The 23,165-nt window shown below is 38.3% G+C and carries 23 protein-coding genes; 12 read left to right on the top strand and 11 right to left on the bottom strand.

Going from position 1 to position 23,165, the window contains the following annotated elements:
• Window positions 1-35: 35 nt before the first annotated feature.
• Together ACFOSX_RS12445 and ACFOSX_RS12440 are read right to left on the bottom strand one after the other, a co-directional pair.
• Entirely contained in the window at window positions 36-2,063 is a 2,028-nt protein-coding gene (locus tag ACFOSX_RS12445) for a M13 family metallopeptidase (RefSeq protein WP_386101620.1), read from the bottom strand.
• A 319-nt stretch (window positions 2,064-2,382) separates the two neighbouring features.
• Window positions 2,383-2,610: a winged helix-turn-helix domain-containing protein gene (locus tag ACFOSX_RS12440; RefSeq protein ID WP_386101977.1), complete on the bottom strand. Its 228-nt coding sequence runs from the start codon at window positions 2,608-2,610 to the stop codon at window positions 2,383-2,385.
• A gap of 229 nt (window positions 2,611-2,839) precedes the next feature.
• On the opposite strand from ACFOSX_RS12440, the gene ACFOSX_RS12435 reads away from it, so the two are divergent.
• The gene (locus tag ACFOSX_RS12435) at window positions 2,840-3,586 is read left to right on the top strand and encodes an SDR family oxidoreductase (protein ID WP_386101617.1); all 747 of its coding nucleotides are present in this window, start codon (window positions 2,840-2,842) and stop codon (window positions 3,584-3,586) included.
• 10 nt (window positions 3,587-3,596) lie between these two features.
• On the top strand, window positions 3,597-4,988 hold the full coding sequence (locus tag ACFOSX_RS12430) for an NAD-dependent succinate-semialdehyde dehydrogenase (RefSeq protein ID WP_386101614.1): 1,392 nt from the start codon (window positions 3,597-3,599) through the stop codon (window positions 4,986-4,988).
• Window positions 4,989-5,036: 48 nt separating this feature from the next.
• On the opposite strand, the gene ACFOSX_RS12425 is transcribed toward ACFOSX_RS12430, so the two are convergent.
• On the bottom strand, window positions 5,037-5,885 hold the full coding sequence (locus ACFOSX_RS12425; RefSeq protein WP_386101611.1) for a winged helix-turn-helix domain-containing protein: 849 nt from the start codon (window positions 5,883-5,885) through the stop codon (window positions 5,037-5,039).
• A 129-nt stretch (window positions 5,886-6,014) separates the two neighbouring features.
• Here ACFOSX_RS12425 and ACFOSX_RS12420 point away from each other — a divergent pair, with 129 nt between their 5' ends.
• Window positions 6,015-6,596 carry a YceI family protein gene (locus tag ACFOSX_RS12420; protein ID WP_386101608.1) on the top strand — a complete coding sequence of 194 codons (582 nt, stop codon included), beginning with the start codon at window positions 6,015-6,017 and terminating at the stop codon, window positions 6,594-6,596.
• 68 nt (window positions 6,597-6,664) lie between these two features.
• Here the strand turns inward: ACFOSX_RS12420 and ACFOSX_RS12415 are convergent, their stop codons facing one another.
• From ACFOSX_RS12415 to ACFOSX_RS12405, 3 genes are all read right to left on the bottom strand, one after another.
• On the bottom strand, window positions 6,665-7,261 hold the full coding sequence (locus ACFOSX_RS12415) for a hypothetical protein (RefSeq protein WP_386101605.1): 597 nt from the start codon (window positions 7,259-7,261) through the stop codon (window positions 6,665-6,667).
• 180 nt (window positions 7,262-7,441) lie between these two features.
• Window positions 7,442-7,945: a peroxiredoxin-like family protein gene (locus tag ACFOSX_RS12410; protein WP_386101602.1), complete on the bottom strand. Its 504-nt coding sequence runs from the start codon at window positions 7,943-7,945 to the stop codon at window positions 7,442-7,444.
• Window positions 7,946-7,949: 4 nt separating this feature from the next.
• Window positions 7,950-9,002: an NAD(P)-dependent alcohol dehydrogenase gene (locus ACFOSX_RS12405; protein WP_386101599.1), complete on the bottom strand. Its 1,053-nt coding sequence runs from the start codon at window positions 9,000-9,002 to the stop codon at window positions 7,950-7,952.
• Between the two features lie 181 nt (window positions 9,003-9,183).
• Here ACFOSX_RS12405 and ACFOSX_RS12400 point away from each other — a divergent pair, with 181 nt between their 5' ends.
• Window positions 9,184-9,468, top strand: a complete 285-nt coding sequence (locus tag ACFOSX_RS12400) for a hypothetical protein (RefSeq protein ID WP_386101596.1) — start codon at window positions 9,184-9,186, stop codon at window positions 9,466-9,468.
• A gap of 5 nt (window positions 9,469-9,473) precedes the next feature.
• Entirely contained in the window at window positions 9,474-10,304 is an 831-nt protein-coding gene (locus ACFOSX_RS12395; RefSeq protein ID WP_386101593.1) for an alpha/beta fold hydrolase, read from the top strand.
• 52 nt (window positions 10,305-10,356) lie between these two features.
• Here ACFOSX_RS12395 and ACFOSX_RS12390 read toward each other — a convergent pair whose 3' ends face one another.
• Both ACFOSX_RS12390 and ACFOSX_RS12385 read right to left on the bottom strand, forming a co-directional pair.
• Entirely contained in the window at window positions 10,357-10,863 is a 507-nt protein-coding gene (locus ACFOSX_RS12390) for a Pycsar system effector family protein (protein ID WP_386101590.1), read from the bottom strand.
• A 105-nt stretch (window positions 10,864-10,968) separates the two neighbouring features.
• Entirely contained in the window at window positions 10,969-12,036 is a 1,068-nt protein-coding gene (locus ACFOSX_RS12385; protein ID WP_386101587.1) for an alkene reductase, read from the bottom strand.
• A gap of 191 nt (window positions 12,037-12,227) precedes the next feature.
• Between ACFOSX_RS12385 and ACFOSX_RS12380 the strand changes: the two genes are divergently transcribed.
• Entirely contained in the window at window positions 12,228-13,151 is a 924-nt protein-coding gene (locus ACFOSX_RS12380) for a peptidoglycan DD-metalloendopeptidase family protein (RefSeq protein WP_386101584.1), read from the top strand.
• Here ACFOSX_RS12380 and ACFOSX_RS12375 read toward each other — a convergent pair.
• Window positions 13,148-13,624 (bottom strand): GyrI-like domain-containing protein, encoded by a 477-nt coding sequence (locus ACFOSX_RS12375; RefSeq protein WP_386101581.1) that lies wholly within the window; start codon window positions 13,622-13,624, stop codon window positions 13,148-13,150. The genes ACFOSX_RS12380 and ACFOSX_RS12375 overlap by 4 nt on opposite strands.
• Before the next feature lie 163 nt (window positions 13,625-13,787).
• On the opposite strand from ACFOSX_RS12375, the gene hpf reads away from it, so the two are divergent.
• Together hpf and ACFOSX_RS12365 are read left to right on the top strand one after the other, a co-directional pair.
• Complete coding sequence (gene hpf / locus ACFOSX_RS12370; RefSeq protein ID WP_386101578.1) at window positions 13,788-14,093, top strand: ribosome hibernation-promoting factor, HPF/YfiA family; 306 nt, start codon at window positions 13,788-13,790, stop codon at window positions 14,091-14,093.
• Window position 14,094: 1 nt separating this feature from the next.
• Window positions 14,095-14,547: a hypothetical protein gene (locus ACFOSX_RS12365; protein WP_386101575.1), complete on the top strand. Its 453-nt coding sequence runs from the start codon at window positions 14,095-14,097 to the stop codon at window positions 14,545-14,547.
• Between the two features lie 78 nt (window positions 14,548-14,625).
• Here ACFOSX_RS12365 and ACFOSX_RS12360 read toward each other — a convergent pair whose 3' ends face one another.
• Window positions 14,626-16,506 carry a CocE/NonD family hydrolase gene (locus ACFOSX_RS12360; RefSeq protein WP_386101572.1) on the bottom strand — a complete coding sequence of 627 codons (1,881 nt, stop codon included), beginning with the start codon at window positions 16,504-16,506 and terminating at the stop codon, window positions 14,626-14,628.
• A gap of 122 nt (window positions 16,507-16,628) precedes the next feature.
• On the opposite strand from ACFOSX_RS12360, the gene ACFOSX_RS12355 reads away from it, so the two are divergent.
• The gene (locus ACFOSX_RS12355; RefSeq protein ID WP_386101569.1) at window positions 16,629-18,815 is read left to right on the top strand and encodes an acylase; all 2,187 of its coding nucleotides are present in this window, start codon (window positions 16,629-16,631) and stop codon (window positions 18,813-18,815) included.
• A gap of 36 nt (window positions 18,816-18,851) precedes the next feature.
• Here ACFOSX_RS12355 and ACFOSX_RS12350 read toward each other — a convergent pair whose 3' ends face one another.
• Window positions 18,852-19,433: a DUF4251 domain-containing protein gene (locus ACFOSX_RS12350; RefSeq protein WP_386101566.1), complete on the bottom strand. Its 582-nt coding sequence runs from the start codon at window positions 19,431-19,433 to the stop codon at window positions 18,852-18,854.
• A gap of 179 nt (window positions 19,434-19,612) precedes the next feature.
• Between ACFOSX_RS12350 and ACFOSX_RS12345 the strand changes: the two genes are divergently transcribed.
• The 3 genes from ACFOSX_RS12345 (at window position 19,613) to ACFOSX_RS12335 (ending at window position 23,137) form a co-directional block, all read left to right on the top strand.
• A complete protein-coding gene (locus ACFOSX_RS12345) occupies window positions 19,613-20,428 on the top strand; it encodes a DUF1853 family protein (protein ID WP_386101563.1) in 816 nt (271 codons plus the stop codon).
• A 62-nt stretch (window positions 20,429-20,490) separates the two neighbouring features.
• Window positions 20,491-22,557, top strand: coding sequence for a DUF3857 domain-containing transglutaminase family protein (locus tag ACFOSX_RS12340; RefSeq protein ID WP_386101560.1), 2,067 nt, complete (start codon window positions 20,491-20,493; stop codon window positions 22,555-22,557).
• A gap of 1 nt (window position 22,558) precedes the next feature.
• The gene (locus ACFOSX_RS12335; protein WP_386101557.1) at window positions 22,559-23,137 is read left to right on the top strand and encodes a pseudouridine synthase; all 579 of its coding nucleotides are present in this window, start codon (window positions 22,559-22,561) and stop codon (window positions 23,135-23,137) included.
• Window positions 23,138-23,165 lie beyond the last annotated feature (28 nt).

Below are 23,165 nucleotides of genomic sequence, written 5' to 3'. Positions count from 1 at the left end.
TCCAAAACGTCAAATTCACCTCATGCGTTACTTTATTACCAAATTTTAATCCGCTCCTCCTCTGTTCTATAATTAGCTTCACCTTCATTAACATCGAAGGCGTTGTAAAATGGTGTAAAGTTCATCAACGGACCATTGACACGCCATTGTGGTGGTGAATGTGGGTCAGTAGCCACATAGTTTCTTAAAAATTCATCACGCATCTTTACCCGCCAAATATTGGCAATAGATAAAAAGAAGCGTTGGTCTGGCGTGTAGCCATCAATCTTAGTGCTATCCTGCCCTTGTTCTGTTAATTTGAAAGCGTCATAAGCAATAGCTATACCGCCGTTGTCAGCGGTATTTTCGCCAACAGTCAATGCGCCTTTAAGTTTTACAGAATCTAAAACGGTAAACTGTCCATACTGTTCAATAATCTGATTAGTTTTTGCTTTAAATTTTTCATAGTCTTCTTCCGTCCACCAATTGGTCACATTTCCATCTTTATCATACTGTGCGCCTTGGTCATCAAAGGCATGCGTAAATTCGTGACCGATTACCATACCAATACCACCGTAATTCACGGCATCATCGGCATATAAATCAAAATATGGTGCTTGTAGAATCCCAGCAGGAAATACAATTTCATTTAACGACGGATTATAATAGGCCGTTACCGTAGAAGGCGTTGTCCCCCACTCGTCTCTGTTTGGGGCTTTACCGAGCTGTTGCAGTTCGTATTCGTAGTCATTTTTACGAAGTGCGACGACGTTTTCAAAGAATTGGTCGCGCAAAATATCAACATCGTACTCACGCCACACATCCGGATAACCTATCTTTTTATTAATCGCCCATAGTTTTTCTTTGGCTTTTACTTTGGTGCTATCGCTCATCCAAGTAAGATTCCCGATGCGCTTATCCAACGTCTTCTGAAAATTCTCCACCAAATCCAACGCACGTTTTTTGGCATCTTCTTTAAAATGGCGTTTAACATACAATTGACCAAGGGCAAAACCTAATTGACGGTCTACTCGCCTTGCCATCTGCTGTGCGCGCGACTGTTGTTCGGATTGACCCGATAAGACTTTGGAATATTCAAAGGCCACATCTTGCAACTCCTGACTCAGAATCCCATCATGAGAACCGATACTGTTGGCTTTAAGATAGAGTTTCCAATCGTCTAAAGGCACCGAAGTTATCATGCCATTCAAAGCATCATAATACGCAGGTTGTCTCACATCAATAGAATCCACATCAGTTTTTAAAATGCTTAACATCGTTGTCCAATCTAGATTTGGCTGACGCTCAGTTAAATCTGAAACAGCCATTTTATTGTAATTTTCTTTAACATTGCGTCGCTCAATTCGCGTTTTATGGGACTTAGCGAGTTGTTCTTCAATACTGTAAACCGTTTCCGCTTTTGCAGATGCATTCTCCTCGCCTGCCATTTCAAAAATTTTGGTCAAGTAGGTTTTATAGGCATTTTGAATCTCAGTCACAGCAGGATTATCACTAAAATAGTAGTCACGGTCTGGCAAGCCCAAGCCCGTTTGTACCACATGCAGAATATTTAATTGGCTATTCTTTTGGTCTGGAGAGATATATGGTCCAATCATGGAGCCGTCACCAGCAGTCAATTGTTCAGCCACAAAATTCATCATGGACGCTGTATTGTCAATGGCATCAATTCGATTTAAAATAGGTTGGATTGGCGTCATCCCTCTTTTATTGATACTTATGGTGTCCATACCAGAAGCGTAAAATTCGCCAACGAGTTGCTCAACTGAACCTTTGTCATGCTCACTTTGAGAAACCTCTTCCAATATATTTTGAAGTAGCTTTTGCTGTGGAATATTTAAAAACCGATAAGCTCCTACACCGACTTGGTCATCGGCAATAACGGCTTCTTCAAACCATTGTTTGTTGACGTGGTTAAAGAAATCATCACCAGGCTTTATGGACTCGGTAATGCCTGTGAATTTTGGCGGGTCTAATTCTAGTGTAGCTGTATCAGACGGCGACGTCTCATTTTTACAGCAGAAACAAAAGGCAATGAGGGCCGATAAAAGGATTGATTTTTTCATGATGACTTAGATTTATCATCAAATATAAGCGAAAATTTAATTGAAAAAATTTAGTGCCAAAAGCAAGACAAAAGTACTATACATAAAAATTAGAAACCACTCTAAGCGATATTTTTTAATGTTCAAAATTATTGCTTTAATCAACTTATTGAAATTTAAAACGCATGCATAGATTGACTGTTTGAAAATGTCGTTCAATGATCTTTGGAAATGCACGAGCAAAAATTACAATTAGAATGGTTACAAATAAAATAAACTTAATGAAAGCCTAGATTTTTTTAGTGAATACTAGGACGTTAAAAAGAAAAATAACGAATCTTTAGTTGATTTCCAACTTATACCCAACACCATGGATATTCCTTATTTTAATGGACGGGTCAGTACTCAGTTTTTTCCGAAGTTTTGCGATATAGGTATCCAAACTTCGGCCTACTACAACACCGTGGTCTTCCCAAACGCGTTTTACCAATTCTTCTCGCTTTACAATGCTATTGACGGACTCAGATAGAATATTAAGTAATTCCACCTCTTTATTGGATAATTGAATTTCCTGTGCTTCACGAATGAGCTTATTTTCATTCTGAAAATTGAGGAACTCACCTAAATAGAAACTTTAGTCTTCATCGACGCTGTGTTGTCTAAGGCATCACTGCAGTTTATTATGTTTTTATAAGATAGTATAATCAAGAAAACAAAAATCATATACGGCAATAATCATATATAATGCGCTAATAAAGATCTTATAGTAAAAGTAACTTTGATAAAAACAAAAAAATATGAATGAGAATTTAAAAAACCGATCAATTTTAATTACAGGTGCTTCTAGCGGCATTGGCAAGGCAACTGCTAAAAAATTGTCTAGCCATGGGGCTAATGTTACCTTAATGGCTCGGAGCGAAGACGAACTTAACACACTAAAAGGTGAGATAGAAAAATCAGGGGGACATGCTATAGTCGCCATTGGAGATGTCACTAAAAGAGAAGATTTTAAGTCTGCTGTAGATAAAGCGGTAGATACATTTGGAAAAGTAGATGGATTGATTAATAATGCTGGATTAATGCCATTATCCTTTGTGGAAAAACTTAAGACCGATGAATGGGATAAAATGGTGGATGTAAACATTAAAGGTGTGTTAAATGGTGTTTCTGCTGTACTACCCGAACTTAAAAAATATGATGACGGAGATATAATTAATGTGTCGTCTATGGCTGCACATAGATACTTCCCAGGAGGCGCAGTTTATTGTGCTACTAAATCTGCTGTTAAAATGTTTTCTGAAGGCTTGCGTCAGGAATTGGCCCCTAAATATAATATTAACGTCACATCCATTGAGCCTGGTGCAGTAGATACGAATCTCATGAGCACTATTACGGATGAAGATATTAAAGAGCAATTATCAGAAATGAAAGAAATGACAATGTTACAATCCGAAGATATTGCTGAGGCTATATATTATGCGTTATCGCAACCGAGACGGGTAAATATTAATGATGTGTACATCGTTCCTAGCGAACAAAAATAAAATTAAAAATATGGAAACTGAAACTAAAAAGGACAGTATTAAAACGGTAAATCCAAGGAATGGAGAAACTATTAGTGAATACCACTATATGACGGATAATAAAGTCGATGCGATTTTAAATAAATCTCATGAAGCATATTTACAATGGCGATTTAAAACCCCTGAGGAAAGAGGAGAGATTATTAGAGCCATTGGTAGAGAACTTAAAAACTATAAAAAAGAGCTCGCGCAACTCATGACTGACGAAATGGGTAAACTTATAAAACAAAGTCATCATGAGGTGGAATTGTGTGTAGCCATTTGCAATTATTCAGCAGATAAAGCGGTAGAAAGTTTAAAGGATGAAGAACGAGAATTGGAAGATGGTTCAAAAGGAATTATATCTTTCAGGCCTATTGGCATTGTCTATGGCATACAGCCATGGAATTATCCATCATACCAAGTCATAAGATATGCTATTACCAACCTTATGGCTGGGAATAGTGTCCTTTTAAAACATGCATCTAATGTAACAGGGACAGCAAAACTATTAGAATCTATTTTTAAAGTAGCAGGTCTCCCCGATGGTCTATTTACCACATTGGTTATCACCCATGAGCAGTCTGATGAAATCATAAAGCACAAACACGTTAGGGGCATTACATTTACAGGAAGTTCTGACGCCGGCCGAGGAATTGGCGAAAAAGCAGGTAAAGCTCTCAAAAAAACCGTTTTAGAACTTGGAAGTAATGATGCCTATCTCATTTTGGAAGATGCTAATCTAGAAGAAGCTATTAAAAAATGTGTACAAGGTAGAATATATAATAATGGTGAAACTTGCATTGCGGCCAAGCGGTTCATTGCAGTAGAAGCTATCTACGATGAATTTAGGGACGGATTTGTCAAAGCTATGAAAGATTTAACCCTAGGTGATCCAAATAAAGACGATACAGATTTAGGGCCGATGGCTAGAAAAGATCTGCTTGAAACTCTAGATGAGCAAGTTAAAGAGAGTGTAAAAAAGGGAGCTAGAATTGCCTGTGGTGGAGAACCACGATCTGGTGATGGATTTTATTATCCTGCCACTGTATTAGAAAATGTTACTCCAGGACAACCAGCTTATGAGGATGAGCTTTTTGGTCCCGTAGCTTCTCTAATTAAAGCAAAAGACGAAAATGACGCCATCCGCATTGCTAATGATAGTAGATTTGGATTAGGTGGTGGAATCTTTACTGAAAATATTGAAAGAGCAAAAGATATTGCTAAGAATCATTTTGATACTGGTATGATATTTATAAACTCCTTTGGTCTAGCAAAACCTAATATGCCCTTTGGAGGCGTAAAAAATTCTGGCTATGGCCGTGAACATGGTGGTTTTGGATTAAAAGAATTTGTAAATATAAAATCTACTTTAATCGGTTAATTCCTTACTTAATTCAATATAAGAACCACAACTTCTGTTGTGGTTTTTTTATGAAATTTCCAGCTTATACCCGACCCCATGCACATTGGAAATCTTAATGGAAGGGTCTGTACTCAGTTTTTTTCTAAGTTTTGAAATATAGGTGTCCAAACTTCGACCTACCACAACACCGTGGTCTTCCCAAACTCGTTTTACCAATTCTTCGCGCTTTACAATGCTATTGATAGACTCAGTAAAAATATTCAGCAGTTCTACCTCTTTATTGGACAATTGAATTTCCTGTGCTTCACGAATAAGCTTGTTTTCATTAGGAAGAAACATGAATTCACCCAAATAGAAACTTTCGTCATCATGATGGTGGTGATTATGGCGATCTAAATAACGACTGATATACACAAAGGCCAAGAAACCGATTTGCAGTAGCACCAAAATATAGAACCAGATAGTGTCTGATGCTTTCTCCATTGAACCCTGAAACAAAACCTGAATGGTATAGCAGGCTTTCGGCACAATGCGACCACCGCAAGGCACTATATTTTCAGAGGTTTCTGCCTTTATTAGGAAGCTATAGGCGATGATATCCGTATCGCACTCCACAACTTCGAGCAGATAATCTTGCGGTACATTGCTTTTTGAAATGACTGAGCTTGCAATGGTTTCAAGATTCGCCGGGTCAAAGGCCAAAGAGTTTTCAAATTGAATTTCAAACCTCGTATCGGTAAGTTGTACTACTTCTTTAACTCTGGAAATACTGTCATTTTCAGATAACAACAGCTCATGCCCTACTTGCCGAAGGACTACTTTTGCAGTTGGTGCGTCTACAAAGGATTCAGATGATTTGGCACAGCCCACGACAAGGCCTATAAGTATTGAACAGACGAAAATTTTAAACTTCAAGTGATTCGGATTTATGAACTACAAAGAAGCACTAATTTACTGAGATTTTACAGCCCTTGACAGTTCTTTTACATTCTTTTGACACTTTTAAAAGTTTCAGATTCTAGTTTTATCAAAAAATCTAAAATCATGAAAACATTATTGTATTGCCTCACATTTCTATGCAGTTTATCGGTCATTGACGCACAGACTAATTCTGACGAAACAACAAAAACCTACACGCTTAATTTAGATAAAAGTGTCATTAATTGGCGCGGATACTATCTCTTTCAAGTGGGAGAACACAAAGGGACTGTCAATTTTTCCAAAGGTGAACTTACTGCAAAAAATGGTAAAATTACTGGCGGAAGATTTACCATTGATATGACCAGTATCACCAATCCTGATTATGAGAAAAGTGGAAACGGCCCTGTTGCTCACTTAAAAAATGCGGACTTCTTTGACGTGGAAACACACCATACAGCTAACTTAGTTATTACTAAAGTGGTGTACCATCCTAATGAAAATCTACATCAGTGTTTTGCAGACCTCACCATTAAAGGCGTAACACTACAGACTGAATTTTGGGCGAATGCAAATTCGAAAACTAAAACCATGACAACAGATTTCAAAATTGACCGCACACGCTGGGGCATTGTTTATAATAACAAGGCAAAAGACCACGCCATATCTGATGGAATTGACTTTAATGTCATTTTAAAGTTCGATTAAATTGAGGCAAAAAGAAACCCACAAGTGTTAGGGACTTGTGGGTTTTTCTCGTCTTAGTAGTAAGATTGTTATTGCCTTGCTGAAGGCAAAATAATATTTTGTTGTGCCTCCAACACATCACCTTTCAATTCAGGCTTTAAAATGGAGTTGTAGTTTTTCTTCATCAAACGTTTTTTGCAACGCTTGGTCATATTTGGGTCACCTTCAAACAAAAAGCTATCGTAATCATAGGCAAAGTCATCAGACTCCACTATGACAGGATGAATGTGCTTTAGGCCTCTATCACGAGGATTTAATTCTTTTTCCGCAGGCCCAGGTACAAATGTATACAAGGTATAGTTTCCGTTAGCGTCGGTTTTTACCCAAGCGCGGTGATAGATTTCGTCATCTCTATCTTTATTAGGACGCAAAATTTTACCGGTTTCATCAGCTTGGTCAAAATAAACAATAACACCATCTGCAGGTGTGACGCCGTCCGCTTCATAAACCGTCCCGCTGATTTTTAATTTTTCTGGCTTGGATTCGTAATCCGGAATGTAAGCCGTACTACTTAAATTAGCTTCGTTATAATCGAAAATAGGATGTTGGTCTTCGTTCTGCGCGTAACCTAAAAAGCTACTACTTAAAAAAGCGAGAAGAACTGCTGTGTGAATAATCTGTTTCATGGGGCGTCATTTAAACTGAGTTAAAGTTAATTTCACTAAGCGCTTGATTCACAAAAAACTATATAAACCGAATTGTTTTTCCGACAAAACGATGAGCAATGCAAAAATCTTGGATAAACAACGGCAACGAAGAAGGTCCAAACAGAGTTTGAGCCTTTCAAAACAAATATTATATGAAGGTTAAGCTTCTCCTCTAGCAGGATACTCTTCTTTAAGTATATAATCTATTCCTGCCAATATATCGCTAAACCCAGGCCTTGCAAACGGCATGCTTTGCAATGACACCCAATATAAAGCCTGCTCTGGCGTGATTAGAAATAAACCCGGCTCCGCAAAATGGTCAGGCTCTTCTTTAATGCCTTCAGAAATGTAAAGTCCCCAATTTCTGGCTTCTTCTATGGACAAGCCATATCCGACAGGAATATCAGAAATGTCCCATTCATCGTAAGTTGCTTTCGCTACAGCTTCAGTATCTGTACTTACGGCAATAACGTTGACGCCTCGCTCTGTGAATTTGTGTAATTGCTTCTGAAGACTTTCCAATTGCTTTTTGCATAATGGACAATGCTTACCGCGATACACCAGAAGCATGGTAAAATGCTCTGGACTTTGCTCACTGAGTGTCCATTGGGTATCGTTGACTAGGTTTATGTTAAAGTCTGGTGTTTTTTCTCTTGGTTTCATGTTTTTAATTTTTTAAGCTTTCCATATCAATCACAAAACGATACTTTACATCGTTATCAGTGACACGGTCGAAAGCGTCGTTTATCTCTTGCATTTTTATCATTTCTACATCGCAGGTGATATTATTTTCCCCACAAAAATGAAGCATCTCCTGTGTTTCTTTAATACCTCCAATTAAGGAACCTGCAACGCGTTTTCTGCCCATAATAATATTACCACCGTTCATGGGCTCTAAAGGTTCAATGGCACCAACCATACACATTGTGGCATCACGTTTTAATAACTGTAAATAGGGATTTATATCGTGTTTTACTGGGACAGTATTCAGAAGAAAATCAAAAGACCCAGTATGTTCTTTCATAGCGTCTTCGTCTTTGGAAATAAGCACAGAATCCGCACCAAGGCGTTTGGCATCTTCTGCCTTACCTGGCGATGTAGTTATCATTACTGTTTCAGCGCCCATCACATGCGCAAACTTAATACCCATATGACCTAATCCGCCCAAGCCTATGACACCAACTTTGTCACCTTTTTTTACATTCCAGTGATTTAAAGGTGAAAATGTAGTGATTCCTGCACATAATAATGGTGCAACTGCTTTGGTTTCCAAATTTTCTGGAATTCGAAGCACAAAGTTTTCTGTGACTACAATTTCGGTACTGTAACCACCATAAGTAGTTTTTCCTAAATCTTTGTCTTTACTATTATAGGTCGCGGTCATACCTTTTTCACAGAATTGTTCTAAATCCTCATCGCAAGCAGAACAGGTTTGGCAAGAATCAACCATACATCCCACGCCAACTAAGTCGCCTTTACTGAATTTGGAAACTCCATCACCAACAGCTGTGACTTTTCCGACAATCTCATGACCTGGCACTAAAGGGTATTTAGCATTGCCCCAATCGTTTCTGGCGGCATGGATATCACTGTGGCAAACACCACAATATAATATATCGATTTGCACATCATTTTCTTTTAAATCCCTACGCTCAATATCTAGTTGTTCTAATTTGGCATCGGCCGCTTCGGTTCCGAATGCCTTTATGGTTTTTGTCATAATATTTTTTTTGAGTGAATTCAAAATTAAGGCGAAACAGTTCCAAAATTGACCCGATACGATTTGATTATTGATGGCATCGCACAAGACCTAAAAGCAATAATGTTTTCAGATAATGATTGAAGCATATCCGTCAACAGAACCGCACCTATTATCCTAATTTTATATCAAACAAATTATTATGAAAGACAAAAAAGAAAAATACAACCCTGAAGTTACAATGGATGATGTCAATGATTTGGGTGACCGAATTATTAATCAGAAAGAGGATGGTCAAGGAGACGATTCACAACTACAAAACAGAGTTCACGACGTAGATTTTACAGGAAAAGATTTAGATGTTCCTGGGCGCGATTTACCGAAAAACAGAACGGCACAACAACTTAAAGACGAAGAAAACCAACTTTATAGTCAAGGAAGCGGTCACAATGACCATCTTGAAGATGCAGAAAACCATTCAAAATAACAGCTATGCCATTTTTAACAAACGAAACTAAAGATCAAAATATAGACCTCTATTTTCAAGACTATGGTGAAGGTCAGCCTGTGATTTTAATTCACGGATGGCCATTGAGTCATAAAGCTTGGGAACAGCAAGTTTGGGCCATTGTTCAGGCGGGATATCGCTGTATTTCTTATGACAGACGCGGTTTTGGAGATTCTTCCGCACCATATAGGTCATATGATTACTCAGCTTTGGCATCGGATTTAAATGCTATTATAGACCAATTAGAGTTGAAAGATGTAGTACTCGTAGGATTTTCAATGGGCGGTGGAGAAATTGTTCGCTACTGTACCGATTACGGCACTAGTAACCTAGATAAGGTTGCTTTGGTGAGTTCTATAATTCCTCTAGTCGCTAAGAAGGACGACAATCCAGATGGCGTGCCTCAAGAAGATTTACAAGATATAATGGATGCTCTTGAAACAGACCGTGTTGGATTTTTACAAAATTTCCATAAGAACTTCTATAATTATAGTGAAGACAATAAAACGGTTAGCGACGCACAACTGCATTACGATTGGAGTATTGCCTCTTGGGCCTCTCCTATTGCCACGATTCAGGCGGCCAAGGCTTGGGCGGAAACAGATTTTCGACCAGAATTAAAAAATGTTGACATTCCTACATTGATTGTTCACGGGGATGCTGATAATATTGTACCCAAAGAGACATCTGGTGACCAGGCTTCGGAAGGTATAAAGCATTCAACTTATAAAGTTATTGCCAATGGACCTCATGGGTTGAATATCACCCATGCTAAAGAATTTAATGAAATTCTATTGGATTTTCTCAAATCCTAATAGAGTGTTTGATTGATTGATGAGAGAAAGCGATGCGAAAGTGTCGCTTTTTTTATGCAAATACAAGCCAGGTTACAATGATGAGAATAACAAACATAAAACTCAAGGCAAAAAACTGAATGGATTTTTGTACGCTTTTAAATTTACCATCAATAATCTTGCTTTCTGCATGAATCTGCTCGGCCAATTGTTCGTACAAAGCTTGCTCAGAACCGCAAATGGATATAAGATGTTTTACATAGTCTTCTACTGAACCAAAATCACGAGAGGCATTTCTAAAGAAAAAGACATTTGGTTTGTATTTCATTTCAATTTGTGGTTGAAAGCACTTAAAGCAGAAGTAAATAGAAATTAGCACAGAAATTAACCAGGAACTCAGTAATACCATTAACGCAGCGTTACCTAAGAAAATATCCTTGAAATTTTCAAGCCTATCAATAAAGAGACCTAAGATTAAACTATGGAAGGAAAACACTACCCCGGCTTTAAGTTCGGAAGCACGAATGAGTTTTTCGAGCCGTTCTAGTTGCTCCCAATAATTATTAGGATCTTGTCGCATGTATAGTTGGTTTTGTCTCAGCAATTTACAAAATTCAAATTAAGACCAAATAAAAAAGGATGCTCAAAAATGAACAACCTTTTTATATTTTCAAACTATTCAATTCTAATAATCGATATACCCTTTTGGTCCGGGTGTATAAAATAAGTCTGGATTAGGCGCTGTTAAATCCGCACCTTTCTTAAGCTTCTCTACCAAATCTGGGTTGGAGATAAAAGGTCGCCCTATATATGCTAAGTCAAACCCATCATCTATGACTTGCTCTCCTTTCTCTTTGCTATCAATATCACCACCTGTAATTACGGTTCCGACAAAAGCTCCTTTTATTGTGGCTTTAATATCTGTCTTAAATTCTGGTGCACCCATGGAACCCGTATGGTCTACGATATGAATGTAAGCAATGCCCAATTCTTTCAATTTTAAAGCGAGATAAGCATACATTTCCACTAAATCGTCATAATTATGCGACACGTCATTCATAGCACCGTATGGCGAAATTCTTATACCCACCTTACCGCTACCAACTGCATCGACGACTTTTTCAGCAGTTTCCAAAACAAATCGGGCTCTGTTTTCAAAGTTACCTCCGTATTCATCCTCACGTAAGTTTGAATTCGGATTTAGAAACTGATCCAATAAGTAACCATTTGCTGCATGAAGCTCCACACCGTCTACATTGGCATTGATAAGTAAACGTGCAGCGTTTACGAATTCATCCTGAGCTAAATCCAAATCACCTCTTGTCATTGCTCTTGGAGTCACGTGCGGTTGCATGCCATTTTCATCAGTGTACATTTCACCAGATGCCTGAGCCACACTTGGGGCAACAACTTCACCTCCATCAGGAAGGTTTTCGGCTGCGGCAATTCGTCCACAATGCATCAGCTGTACAAAAAGTAAACCATCATTTTCATGAACTTTATTCGCAATTTGTCGCCAGCCTACAATCTGCGCCGGACTATAAGCCCCAGGAATTCTGGCATAGCCAATACCATTGACCGAAGGTGAAGTGCCTTCAGAAATGATAAGTCCAGCTCCAGCGCGTTGCGCGTAATACTCTTCCATAAGTTCGTTGGGAATATTATCAATGGCTCTACATCTAGTCATAGGAGCCATTACAATTCTGTTTTTGAGGGTATAATCACCCAGTACATAGGGTTTAAATAATTCCATAGTATGTCTTTTTTTTATGATTCTTGAAGGTACTGGTTTGGCATAGTATTAACGTGCTTAAAACCATTATAAATGGATGCAAAACATAGACATCCAAATGCCTAAGTATTAACGTATGTTAAAGTTGTGCTCATACACACTATTTTTAACCCAAAACCGTTTTATTTGCGTTTTATCGATTTAAATTAAATATGAAATACCCCGTAATCACAGGCTTATTATATATGCTAAGCCTTATTGGATTTGCCCAATCCACGCCTACTAAAGACTCGCTTAAAATTGAAATACCAACAACGATTTTAGACAGTAAAGTCACTAACGACGTTATTATTCCTATCGTAGAAACGGATACTGTCCCTGTAATAGACATAAAGTCTGAGCATTGGGATACTACGGTATATAATCCGTATAAGAACGATTTAAACAAGTTCCCGTTACAGATTACTTTTAAGGATACCACATACGCTTCGCCAATCAAAAAGAAAAAGGTAATCACGTCACGTTATGGTTGGCGAAGAGGTCGACCACATCAGGGCATTGATATAGACTTAGTCACTGGTGATAGCGTGGTCTCCATGTTGCCTGGAATTGTTCGTTTTGCGAAGTACAGTTCTGGTCATGGAAAAACTGTAGTTGTAAGGCATTTTAATGGTTTGGAAACGACTTATGCGCACCTCTCCGCTTACGCTGTAAAACCAAATGATACGGTTGCGAAAGGCCAATACATTGGTAAAGGTGGTAATACTGGGCGGTCAACAGGAAGTCATCTGCACCTTGTGGTTGGCTATAAAGGTCAGTACATCCATCCTGAATATTTGTTTACGTTTGATGACGATAATGCCATAAGAGGTGACGAAGTATGGATTACTAAAAAACATACAACGGCTCGATTTCATAGTGCTTATCGTTTAAGTAAGCTCGATTTACTGTTAAATGAAGACGAAGCGCTCGCCCAGCAAGTTCCAAAATTGACCTATTATGTAGTAAAGCGTGGTGATACCTTATCCCGAATTTCACAACGTAACAATGTCTCAATTGCGAGTCTCCGTAAAACGAATAAGCTAAATAAAAGTGGCCTTATAAAAGTGGGGCAGAAATTGATGATTGTCAACTAAATGGTTTTTAATTTTACTGGAATATAAAAGTCCTCCTCAGAGTCTGGATGATTATTTTTATACGCTTTTCCCATAACCTGAAAATGGGGTCTGCTCGTATCGAGTTGAAAGTTTGATGCTGGCAACCACTCGCCCATAACATAATTCATTAGCTTTTCTACGCCTGTGCCTTTTAAAAGAAAAATAGCATAGTCGCCTTCTGGAATTCTATAGTTTGAAAGACCTTCTGGTTGATTTTCAAAAGAATCCACTTCAGCCAATGCCCACATATCAAATTCTGTTGTAGGATTTTCAGGATTAGATGTACTGTAATCTTGAAGCGCTATCAGTTCGTCAGAGTTTCTCGCTTTAATGGTTTTCAGTTGAGGCATAAAACTCCCCCAAAGCTTCCCGATAGCTTCAGGACGCATTGCTGTTCGTGTTTTCATACCGACCAAACGCTTTTCAGAAATAGTTTGTATAGATTTAAACATGGTGTAAAATACACAAATCTGAATGTGTTGCGAGATAACTTCAAAATTAATTCATATTAAAAAAAGATTAACTCAAAGACTGAATTGCTCCTAAACTTCTATTAAAATATTGGAAACAGATTGGTTTGTCCGTATCTTTAAGTAAACCCAAAAAATTAATCAAATGAACAATGTAATATACGAATACCACGATGTATCGGCGAGTGAACGCTTGGAGCAATATACAGAGAAGAAACTTCAGAAAATTTTTGACAGAAATGAGTTTGTCATTAGAGCGGACGTCTTCTTTAAGACTGAAAATACTTCATCTGATGAAACCGGAATGAAATGCGGTATCCGCTTAAGTGCTCCTGGCCCACGTTTGTTTGCGGAATCATCGCACGATACTTTTGAGGAAGCTGTAGATGAAACCATAAACGAACTATCGCGTCAATTATCTAAGCGCAAGGAAAAAATGAAATCATATTAAGATGGGAGTAATAAGTAGAGACGAAAATCAAGTTAATTTAATATTTGCAGGGTCTAGCACAACAGGTGGACAACTTAAAGGATTTTCAGAATCGTTTGAAAAACCATTACTCGCTATAGATATTGAAAAAACCATGCCGAGTAGTACGCAATGGCAAGAACTAGCTACCACCCTAAATAAAAGCGTGGCAGACTTTATAAACAGGTCTGAAGTTGAAGGTGCCAACGATGATGAAAATTATGATGAAGACGATTGGCTAAAGGTGTTGGAAAATAATCCTAAGGCCATGAAAGGCGCTATTTTAATTGAAGGCGATAAAACGACGTATCTCAATTCAGCCACCGATGTGTTTAAACATTTTAATGTGGATTCTTCGGGATTGGAAAAAACCATGCATACAGAACAGCCCAATATTGAAAAAACGTCGGGCAATGACCGATTTGTTGAAGAGTAAATCTTCATCACCTAATAATCAAAAAATCACCTTCTGAAAATTCAAAAGGTGATTTTTTATGTCCAAAATTAATATCTTTTATTGTTTTATCGGAAGACGTATTTGCGAAGGGAATTCTTTAGAATGATGAACCTTATTGTGGGCCACAACGGCTTCTGACTCATCATAATTGTTACCTCCCGTATTCAGATTGCGTGCAAAACGCGGAAAATTACTGCTAGAAATCTCCACTCTAATACGATGCCCTTTTTTGAAATAATTACTAGTAGACATAGGTGTTAAATCCACTTTGTAAACTTTTCCTTCCTCCATAAAAACTTCTTTGTCATAGCCTTCTCGATAGCGCACACGCTGTATAGTCTCATCTAAGTTGTAAGCTTTTCCGTCTGGATGCACATCAATAAGTTTAATTGTGAAATCTGTATCCTTCACGTCGGATGAAACGTAGAGTGTAGATTCTATAAACCCAGAAACTTCTACTCCTTCCTCCAAAATATCACTTGTATAGACCAAAATATCATTACGGGTTTCCATAACACGCTGGTCAAAGGAACCGCCTTTAACTGCATTTCCTGTACAACAGACATTTCCGCCGTAAGAAGTTACAGGATTCATTGGGTCATAGGTAAATGCATCAGGATTATCAGAAGATGGTTTTTTCGTGGTCAAATTTCCTTTTCCGAATAGACTATTTGCATTTCCATCACTGTTTAAATAATAGGTCACCATTGATGTATTCTCTGGAGGCCAAGTTTCTGATGATTGCCAAGTATTGCTTCCCATGGTGTAATATTGAACCCGTGGCGTCTTTTCCTTAAAGTCATTGGACTCACCTTTCAACCACATATCAAACCAGTCGTAAATCTGTTCGTCATAATTTAGACGAGCATAACCAATCTCGCGCTCACCAACAATTAAATTCTCTGTTGCCCTTGTATAACCACAGTGCAACGTTGGTGCAATAACTAGATACTGATTGTCTCGGATTTCATCATCTTCAGCATTTTCACGTACATGATTGAACAACGCCAAATTTGGGCTGATGGACACATCATACCATGAGGCAAACCAAAAACTCGGTACACCAAATCCCATATCATCGTGGTAAAGTCCACCTTTATACCAATCAGGGTCATTTGGTTTTCGTCGTACCATTTTATCAAATATTTCCTTCTTTCCGTTGATGTTTTTTAAAATATCCTGAATTGGAAGATGTTGCAAGGCTTCTGACATATCCACTCTTGGATTTTCAGGTGCCAAGTCATAAAAACGGGAGATACGGATTAAATCCTCTTGTGTGGCGTCTTTTGGAATTCTTGGTTTGAATTTATCATGCTCAACACCATATAGCCATGAAAAAAACAGAAGTTGCTCTACACCACCGCGATACCAATTGCCTTGTTCCATATAATCTCCAACACGACCAACACCAGCACCGTAGCCTTGTGGCACCATAGCGGCATGTGCAGGATGGTCTAAAGCGGCAACGGCCATCTGCCATTCTGCAGTGGAAGAACATCCTAAAGTGCCTATTTTTCCATTAGACCACGATTGGTCTTTCATCCAAGAAAACGCATCATACCCGTCAGTTAAAGGTACGCCCAAAATATCCCATTCACCTTCTGAAAAATACCGTCCGCGTTCATTCTGAACCACATAGGCGTACCCGCGTTTTACGGCTTCGTAAGCACGCTGTGCTGTACGCGTGCGTTGCTCTCCATCTCCCCAAGAATTGAAATTATATGGTGTCCGGGAAAATATAATCGGAACTTTCTTATCGGTTTTTGGTCGATAAATGTCAGTTGCCAAGCGGATACCATCACGCATGGGCATCATGACCTTTTGGTCAACAATTGCGATTTCAGATAGTTTTTCAAGAATGTCATCTTGTGCAAGAGCGCCTTGTAGGGGCATTAGCAGAAGAATGATTAATAGCGCTACGACGTGTCTAGACTTCATCAGTTTCAATTGGTTTGATTAGTAATGATTAAAGGTAACTAAAATTGCTGATACATTTTAAAGTGCCATTTTTAGGAATTCCGTTGAGATACATTTAAATTCACACAGATAAACCAATTACCATGAAATATTTTTCAATTCTATTCCTGTTGTTATGTCTCTCTTGTGACTCAGAAAACCTGAATAATTCTGAAGCCGACCAATGGCAAAAGCAAGCTGAAAACATCACCATTATTCGCGATAATTTCGGTGTGCCACACATCTACGGAAAAACAGATGCTGATGCCGTATTTGGATTACTGTATGCACAATGTGAAGACGATTTTAACCGTGTAGAACAAAACTATATTTGGGCGACAGGCAGATTGGCTGAAGTTGAAGGCGAAGAGGCCATTTATAGTGACTTACGCGCTAAATTATTCATGACTGAAGAAGAGGCAAAAGCGAATTATGATAAAAGTCCGGATTGGTTAAAAAAACTATGTGATGCCTTTGCCGATGGCATTAATTACTATCTATACACACATCCTGAAGTAAAGCCAAAACTCCTCACTCGATTTGAACCTTGGATGCCCATGTACTTTTCTGAAGGGTCTATCGGTGGCGATATTGAACGTATTAGAACCAGTAAAATCAAAGCCTTTTATGAATCGGATATGGAAATCCCACAATCCGATTTGATAGAACTCCAAGAGAAAGAAGCCATGGAAGAACCACAGGGTTCCAACGGTATTGCGATTTCGGGCGAATTGACGAAGTCTGGTGCTCCTATCCTACTCATAAATCCGCATACCTCCTTTTATTTTCGTGGTGAAGTCCATGCTGTTAGCGAAGAGGGTCTTAATGCCTACGGTGCCGTAACCTGGGGGCAGTTTTTTATCTATCAAGGCTTCAATGAAAAAACGGGTTGGATGCACACCTCCACTTATACGGACATCATCGATGAGTTCAAGGAAAATATCACAAGGCTAGATGATAACATCATGTACCAATATGGTGAGGAATTACGCCCTGTGACGTCTTATGAGGTAGAGCTTAAGTACAAGGATGGCGATAGTTTAAAATCGAAATCATTCCCAGCCTACAGAACGCATCACGGCCCTATTACTCATATCGAAGATGAAATGTGGACCGCCTCAGCCATGATGTGGGACCCAGTTAAGGCTTTAGAACAATCTTTTATTAGAACAAAGCAGTCGGGTTATAAAGGCTTTCGAGATATGATGGACATCCGAACCAACTCAAGTAACAATACGGTTTATGCCGATGCGGAAGGAAATATCGCCTATTTTCACGGGAATTTTATTCCGAAGCGCGATACAAAATTCGATTATACCAAACCTGTAGATGGTTTTAATCCTGAAACCGATTGGCAAGGCCTACACACCGTTGATGAAAATATATTGGTTTTAAATCCTGAAAACGGCTGGATTCAAAATTGTAACTCTACGCCCTATACTTCGGCTATGGAATTCAGTCCGAAGCGTGAAGACTATCCAAATTACATGTCTATAGACCAAGAGAATTTTAGAGGCGTGCATGCAATTTCGCTTTTGAAAGATGGTAAAGATTATACCATTGATTCCGTTATAGAATTGGCACATGACCCATTTTTACCAGCCTTTGAATCTTTGATTCCAGGGTTGGTAAAGGCTTATGATAAGAGTACAGATAAAGATGACAAACTTTCCGAACCCATTGAAGTTTTACGAAACTGGGACTATAAAACCTCAAAAGAATCAGTAGCTATGACTTTGGCACATTATTATGGAGAAGCCATGATGCGCAACAGAAACTACCCTGATGGACTTGATTTTATGGAACGCTTTGCCTTTTTCGGTACCGATGCTCCAAATAGTGAACTCTTAAAGGAATTCTCAAAAGTAGTTGAATATTTAAACGACACTTTTGGTAGCTGGAAGCAACCATGGGGTGAAGTGAATCGCTATCAGCGTTTAAATGGTGATATCCGTCAAGAATTTGATGATGCTAAGCCTAGTATTGCTGTTGGCCTTGCTTCAGGGCGCTGGGGTGCTCTGGCCGCCTACGGCGCTAGATATAGCAGTAAGAAGGCTAATAAACTTTACGGGACACGTGGTAACAGCTTTGTAGCTGTTGTCGAATTTGGAGACAAAGTAAAAGCCAAGTCTATGTTGGCTGGAGGCCAAAGTGGTGACCCAGATTCCCCACATTTTAACGACCAAGCTCAACGTTATGCGAACGTGGAGTTTAAAGATGTGCCATATTACAAGGAAGATGTAGATAAAGTTGCTGAAGAAACCTATAAGCCAGGACAACGGAATAAATAACTAACAGAATACAACTGTAAATACAGTCGCTTTTTTTTAGTTTGAATCATCAGTTCCCTCCTCCAAAGGACTTATAGTGCCTTGGTAGGTTATCGACTGTCTATTTGTAGTATTTACCGTTAACGTTGCATAATTTAAAGACCCTACACTTAAGGTATATTGCATAAAATCATGTTTGTTGTCTGCATCAAAATTAATGATAATCATGCCTTTACGTTCCTTAAGCTTTACTTTATAGTCTTCATATTCACCTTTAAATTCAATACCATTTGCTGTTCCATAAGTACCGACGGTTCTAAACACACGACCAAAAAATGGTAAGGCCACAGATAATGAATCATCTTGCATTTTAAGATAATTAGGATTAGACGTTAAATCCACAACATTACCTTGAAACACATTATTAGGCATTAAATTAAGACGCGAGATATCATTGCCCAATGGCAGGGCACGTCTTGCAACAAATTGATAGTTTCCAGAATCTATTAGGTCTTTCAGTTCTTTAAAAGCCTTTTCTCTTTTCTCCTTTTTTAAAGCTTTGCGTTCTGATCGAGTCTGTCCCGTAGCATAATTCACACTTAATGCTAATGCAAATACTAAAATCATAATCCTTTTCATAGCTTACTTTTTTAATTATGGAATACAAATTTTATACCGAAATAAATGTGGTTTTATTAAAGATACGAAATAATAAAATGCCATTTTTTATATGGGTGTTTATGATGTTACATTGTATGATAAAATATCAAACCTTGCATGTTTAAATTTTTCAATAGTAATCGACTACTTTTGAGATTATGGATGCCAAAACACAAATTGAACATCAGTTTTCAGGATTTCTAAAAACACCAAATCTTTGGTTGAATACTGCTCCTATTGGTGTACAACCATTTATTATTGAAGATTCCAATTTAAATTTTGAAGAAGATTTAAAACCACTAAACCAGCGTTTAGGCAAACGTATAGAAGAGTTCGTAGAATTTTGCTTGAATGGGTCCGACGTTATTTCACACCTAAAAAAAAGCCTTCAAATTAAATCTGGAAAGCAGACTATTGGCGAATTGGATTTCCTGTTTATTGAAAACAATAATCCCATTCACCTTGAAGTTGCCTATAAATTCTACCTGCATGACCCTAATCTTGGTGATTTGAAGACTATCGAAAGTTGGGTCGGCCCAAATAAAAAGGACAATCTCTATTTAAAATCAGAAAAGCTAAGGCTTAAGCAGTTACCATTGCTTTATCATAAAGAGTCTGCTCGTATTCTGGAAACTTTCCAGATGAATCCATCAAATATTACACAACGTCTTTCCTTTAAGGCTCAGTTATATGTGCCATACAACTCGGAAGTCAATGATTTTGGAGTGCTCAATCCAGATTGTGTTGCAGGTTATTATCTGCATCAGCATCAACTTTCGGTTTTGCAAGATTCAAACATTTATATCCCTAAGAAGTTAAATTGGGGGTCGGAGCCTCAAGCGACTGCTGACTATCGTTCGTTTCAAATTGTAATAGAAGAATTATTGGTAATGCTACAAAGCCAACGTTCCCCTCTACTTTGGTTAAAATCAAGTAATGGAGACTATTCTAGATGTTTTGTGGTTTGGTGGTAGACTTATTCTGCGCTTGTTTTTCTGTTATTAATCTTTTTATCTTTCGGGTTTAATACCAAACCATGACTAAACCAATCTTTGCTACCATATTGCTTTTCTGTTTTATGCTGTCCGTACATGCACAGCTGAAGAAAGGAGAAACACCGAACTGGGTAGCGTTTCAAGACTATTCCAAGACTCCAGATATTGATAGTGACGATATCTCTTACGGCCTATTGCAATTGCTACGTGATGAACAATTGCACGCGCAAAGACAAGAACGCTACATACGAAGTGTCATCCATATCTTAGAACAAGTCGGTGTGCAAGATGCTTCGTCCATTTCCATCAATTATGACCCAACGTATCAGACATTGATTCTTCATGATATTACAGTAATTAGAAATGAAGAACGAATTGATAAATTAAATCTGAATGATTTTCAAACCCTAAGAAAAGAATCCAACGCCGAGAACTACATCTACGATGGAAGTTTAGACGCCATGGTTAATCTCGCTGACATCCGTAAAGGCGATATCATTGATTTTAGCTACACGATTAAAGGCTTCAACCCTATGCATGGTGGTTCGTTTTCTGGTGGTTTTTCCATGGATGAATATCAACCTTTAGGACGTATCCATGCCAGAATATTATCCCAAACACCATTGAATTATAAGCTGGTGAATTCAAAATTGGCAACTCATGAAAGCCAGGTTAACGGCATGTACGAATATGCTTGGGAAGCGACAAACGTCCCAGCAGTTAATTTCGAATTCAATACTCCGGCTTCCGATTTTGTGTATCAGAATATTTTCTTTTCTAGCTATAACAATTGGGCAGAAGTTGCCAAATGGGCAATGCCAATCTATAAACCCGTAAAGCCTGATACAAAGCTTCAAAATAAAATAAATTCTATTAAAGCCACTTATGAAGAGGATTATGACCGCGTGTCTTCAGCTTTAAAATTTGTTCAAAATGAAGTACGCTATTTGGGTCTTGAAGATGGTATTGGCAGTTACAAACCGTTTTCGCCCAATAAAGTGTTTTCACAACGTTTCGGTGATTGCAAGGATAAAAGTTATTTGCTGATTACCATGCTTAAAGGAATGGGAATTAATGCCTATCCGGTTTTAATAAATTCAACCTATGGCAAGGCCTTGGATAAGTTTTTACCAAGTCCAAGAATTTTTGACCACGTCACTGTAAAAGTCGTATTTGACGATGAAATAGAAGTTTTTTACGACCCAACTATATCCAATCAAGGTGGATTGGCAGACAATGTGTATTTCCCCGATTACGGTTATGGATTAGTCATTCAGGAGGATACCGTAGCCTTGGAGAACATTGAGAATACCAGCACTAATATGGTAGAAGTATATGACACCTTTGCGGTTGATAATATTGGTGGTGGAGGTACTTTAAACATCTATACTGTCTATCACCAACAGGAAGCAGATGCGATGAGAGCGTCTTTGCAGTCTAATAGCCTCACCTCTGTATCTGAAGAGTTTTTGAGTTTTTATAATGGACTATACGACGATGTAGAAGTTTTGGAAAAACCCACCTTTGAGGATGATACTTTAAGCAATAAAATCACGATATACGAATCCTACAAAATCGGAAAACTTTGGACACCGATGGAAAATAGCGAGAATAATATCACTATGGTATTCACGCCGTATAACATCAGTAACATTATGATGGTACCAGAGTCAGAAGACCGAAAAACCAGTTACGACTTGGTCTATCCGTCAACACGTCAACATAATATTACGGTTAAATTACCTGAGCGTTGGAGTATTAGAACTGAAGAGTCCTCTATAAATTCTAAGAGTTTTTATTACACTTTGGAAATAAAAACCAATCCTGCTAAAAACATCCTCTACCTAAATCACTATTATAAAAACCAAAATACCTCAGTAGCACCAGAAGATTTTTCGGAATATTATTCCAATATCATGCAGTTGCAAAATAACCTATCTTACTTGGTGTATATAGATAAACGCAAAGCGGATGTTACAGTCGGGGATTCATCTTCAAACACGAGTTTGGGAACGACGAAATCCAAATCATGGATTCCTATGGTCTTGGCATTGTTGATTATTGGTGCTGTGATTGGTATTTATGTGGTACGCGCCAAACGTGCTTAGGATGTCGGAGCAAAGCCACCGTCACTACAAATTTTATAAGCCATATGGCTATTTAAGTCAATTCATCAACAACCAGAATAAGCGACGCTCTAAAAAGTTGTTGTCTGATTTGATTGATTTAGAAGACGTCATGGCTGTTGGCCGATTAGACGAGAAGTCCGAAGGCTTATTGCTTTTAACCACGGATGGTAAGTTCAGTCAGAATATCACCAGTTCTAAATTTGAAAAGGAATACCATGTGATGATTGATGGATTGATTTCTGAAGATGCTTTAGTACAATTACGAAACGGTGTAGCGATTAAAGTCAATTCGAAACCTTATACTACAAAACCATGTACCGTTGCACGTTTGAAAAACACCAGTCATATCATTGACCGTTTTGTACGTGCTAAGCGTCATGGCCCTATCTCATGGATTTCAATAACACTTACAGAAGGGAAGTTTCGCCAAGTCCGTAAAATGACTGCAAAAGTGGGATTTCCCACATTGCGATTAATCCGTGTAAGAATTGGTAATTACCATTTGGAGGATTTAAAGCCTGGTCAGCATCGATTATTAACAAAAATGCCAGAGTATTAAATTACTCTGGCATTTTCAATTAATCGCT

It is taken from the genome of Winogradskyella maritima, assembly GCF_042650215.1.
Classification (GTDB): domain Bacteria; phylum Bacteroidota; class Bacteroidia; order Flavobacteriales; family Flavobacteriaceae; genus Winogradskyella; species Winogradskyella maritima.
Note: the sequence above shows the minus strand (reverse complement) of the source record. Positions and strands in the feature narration are given on the sequence as shown.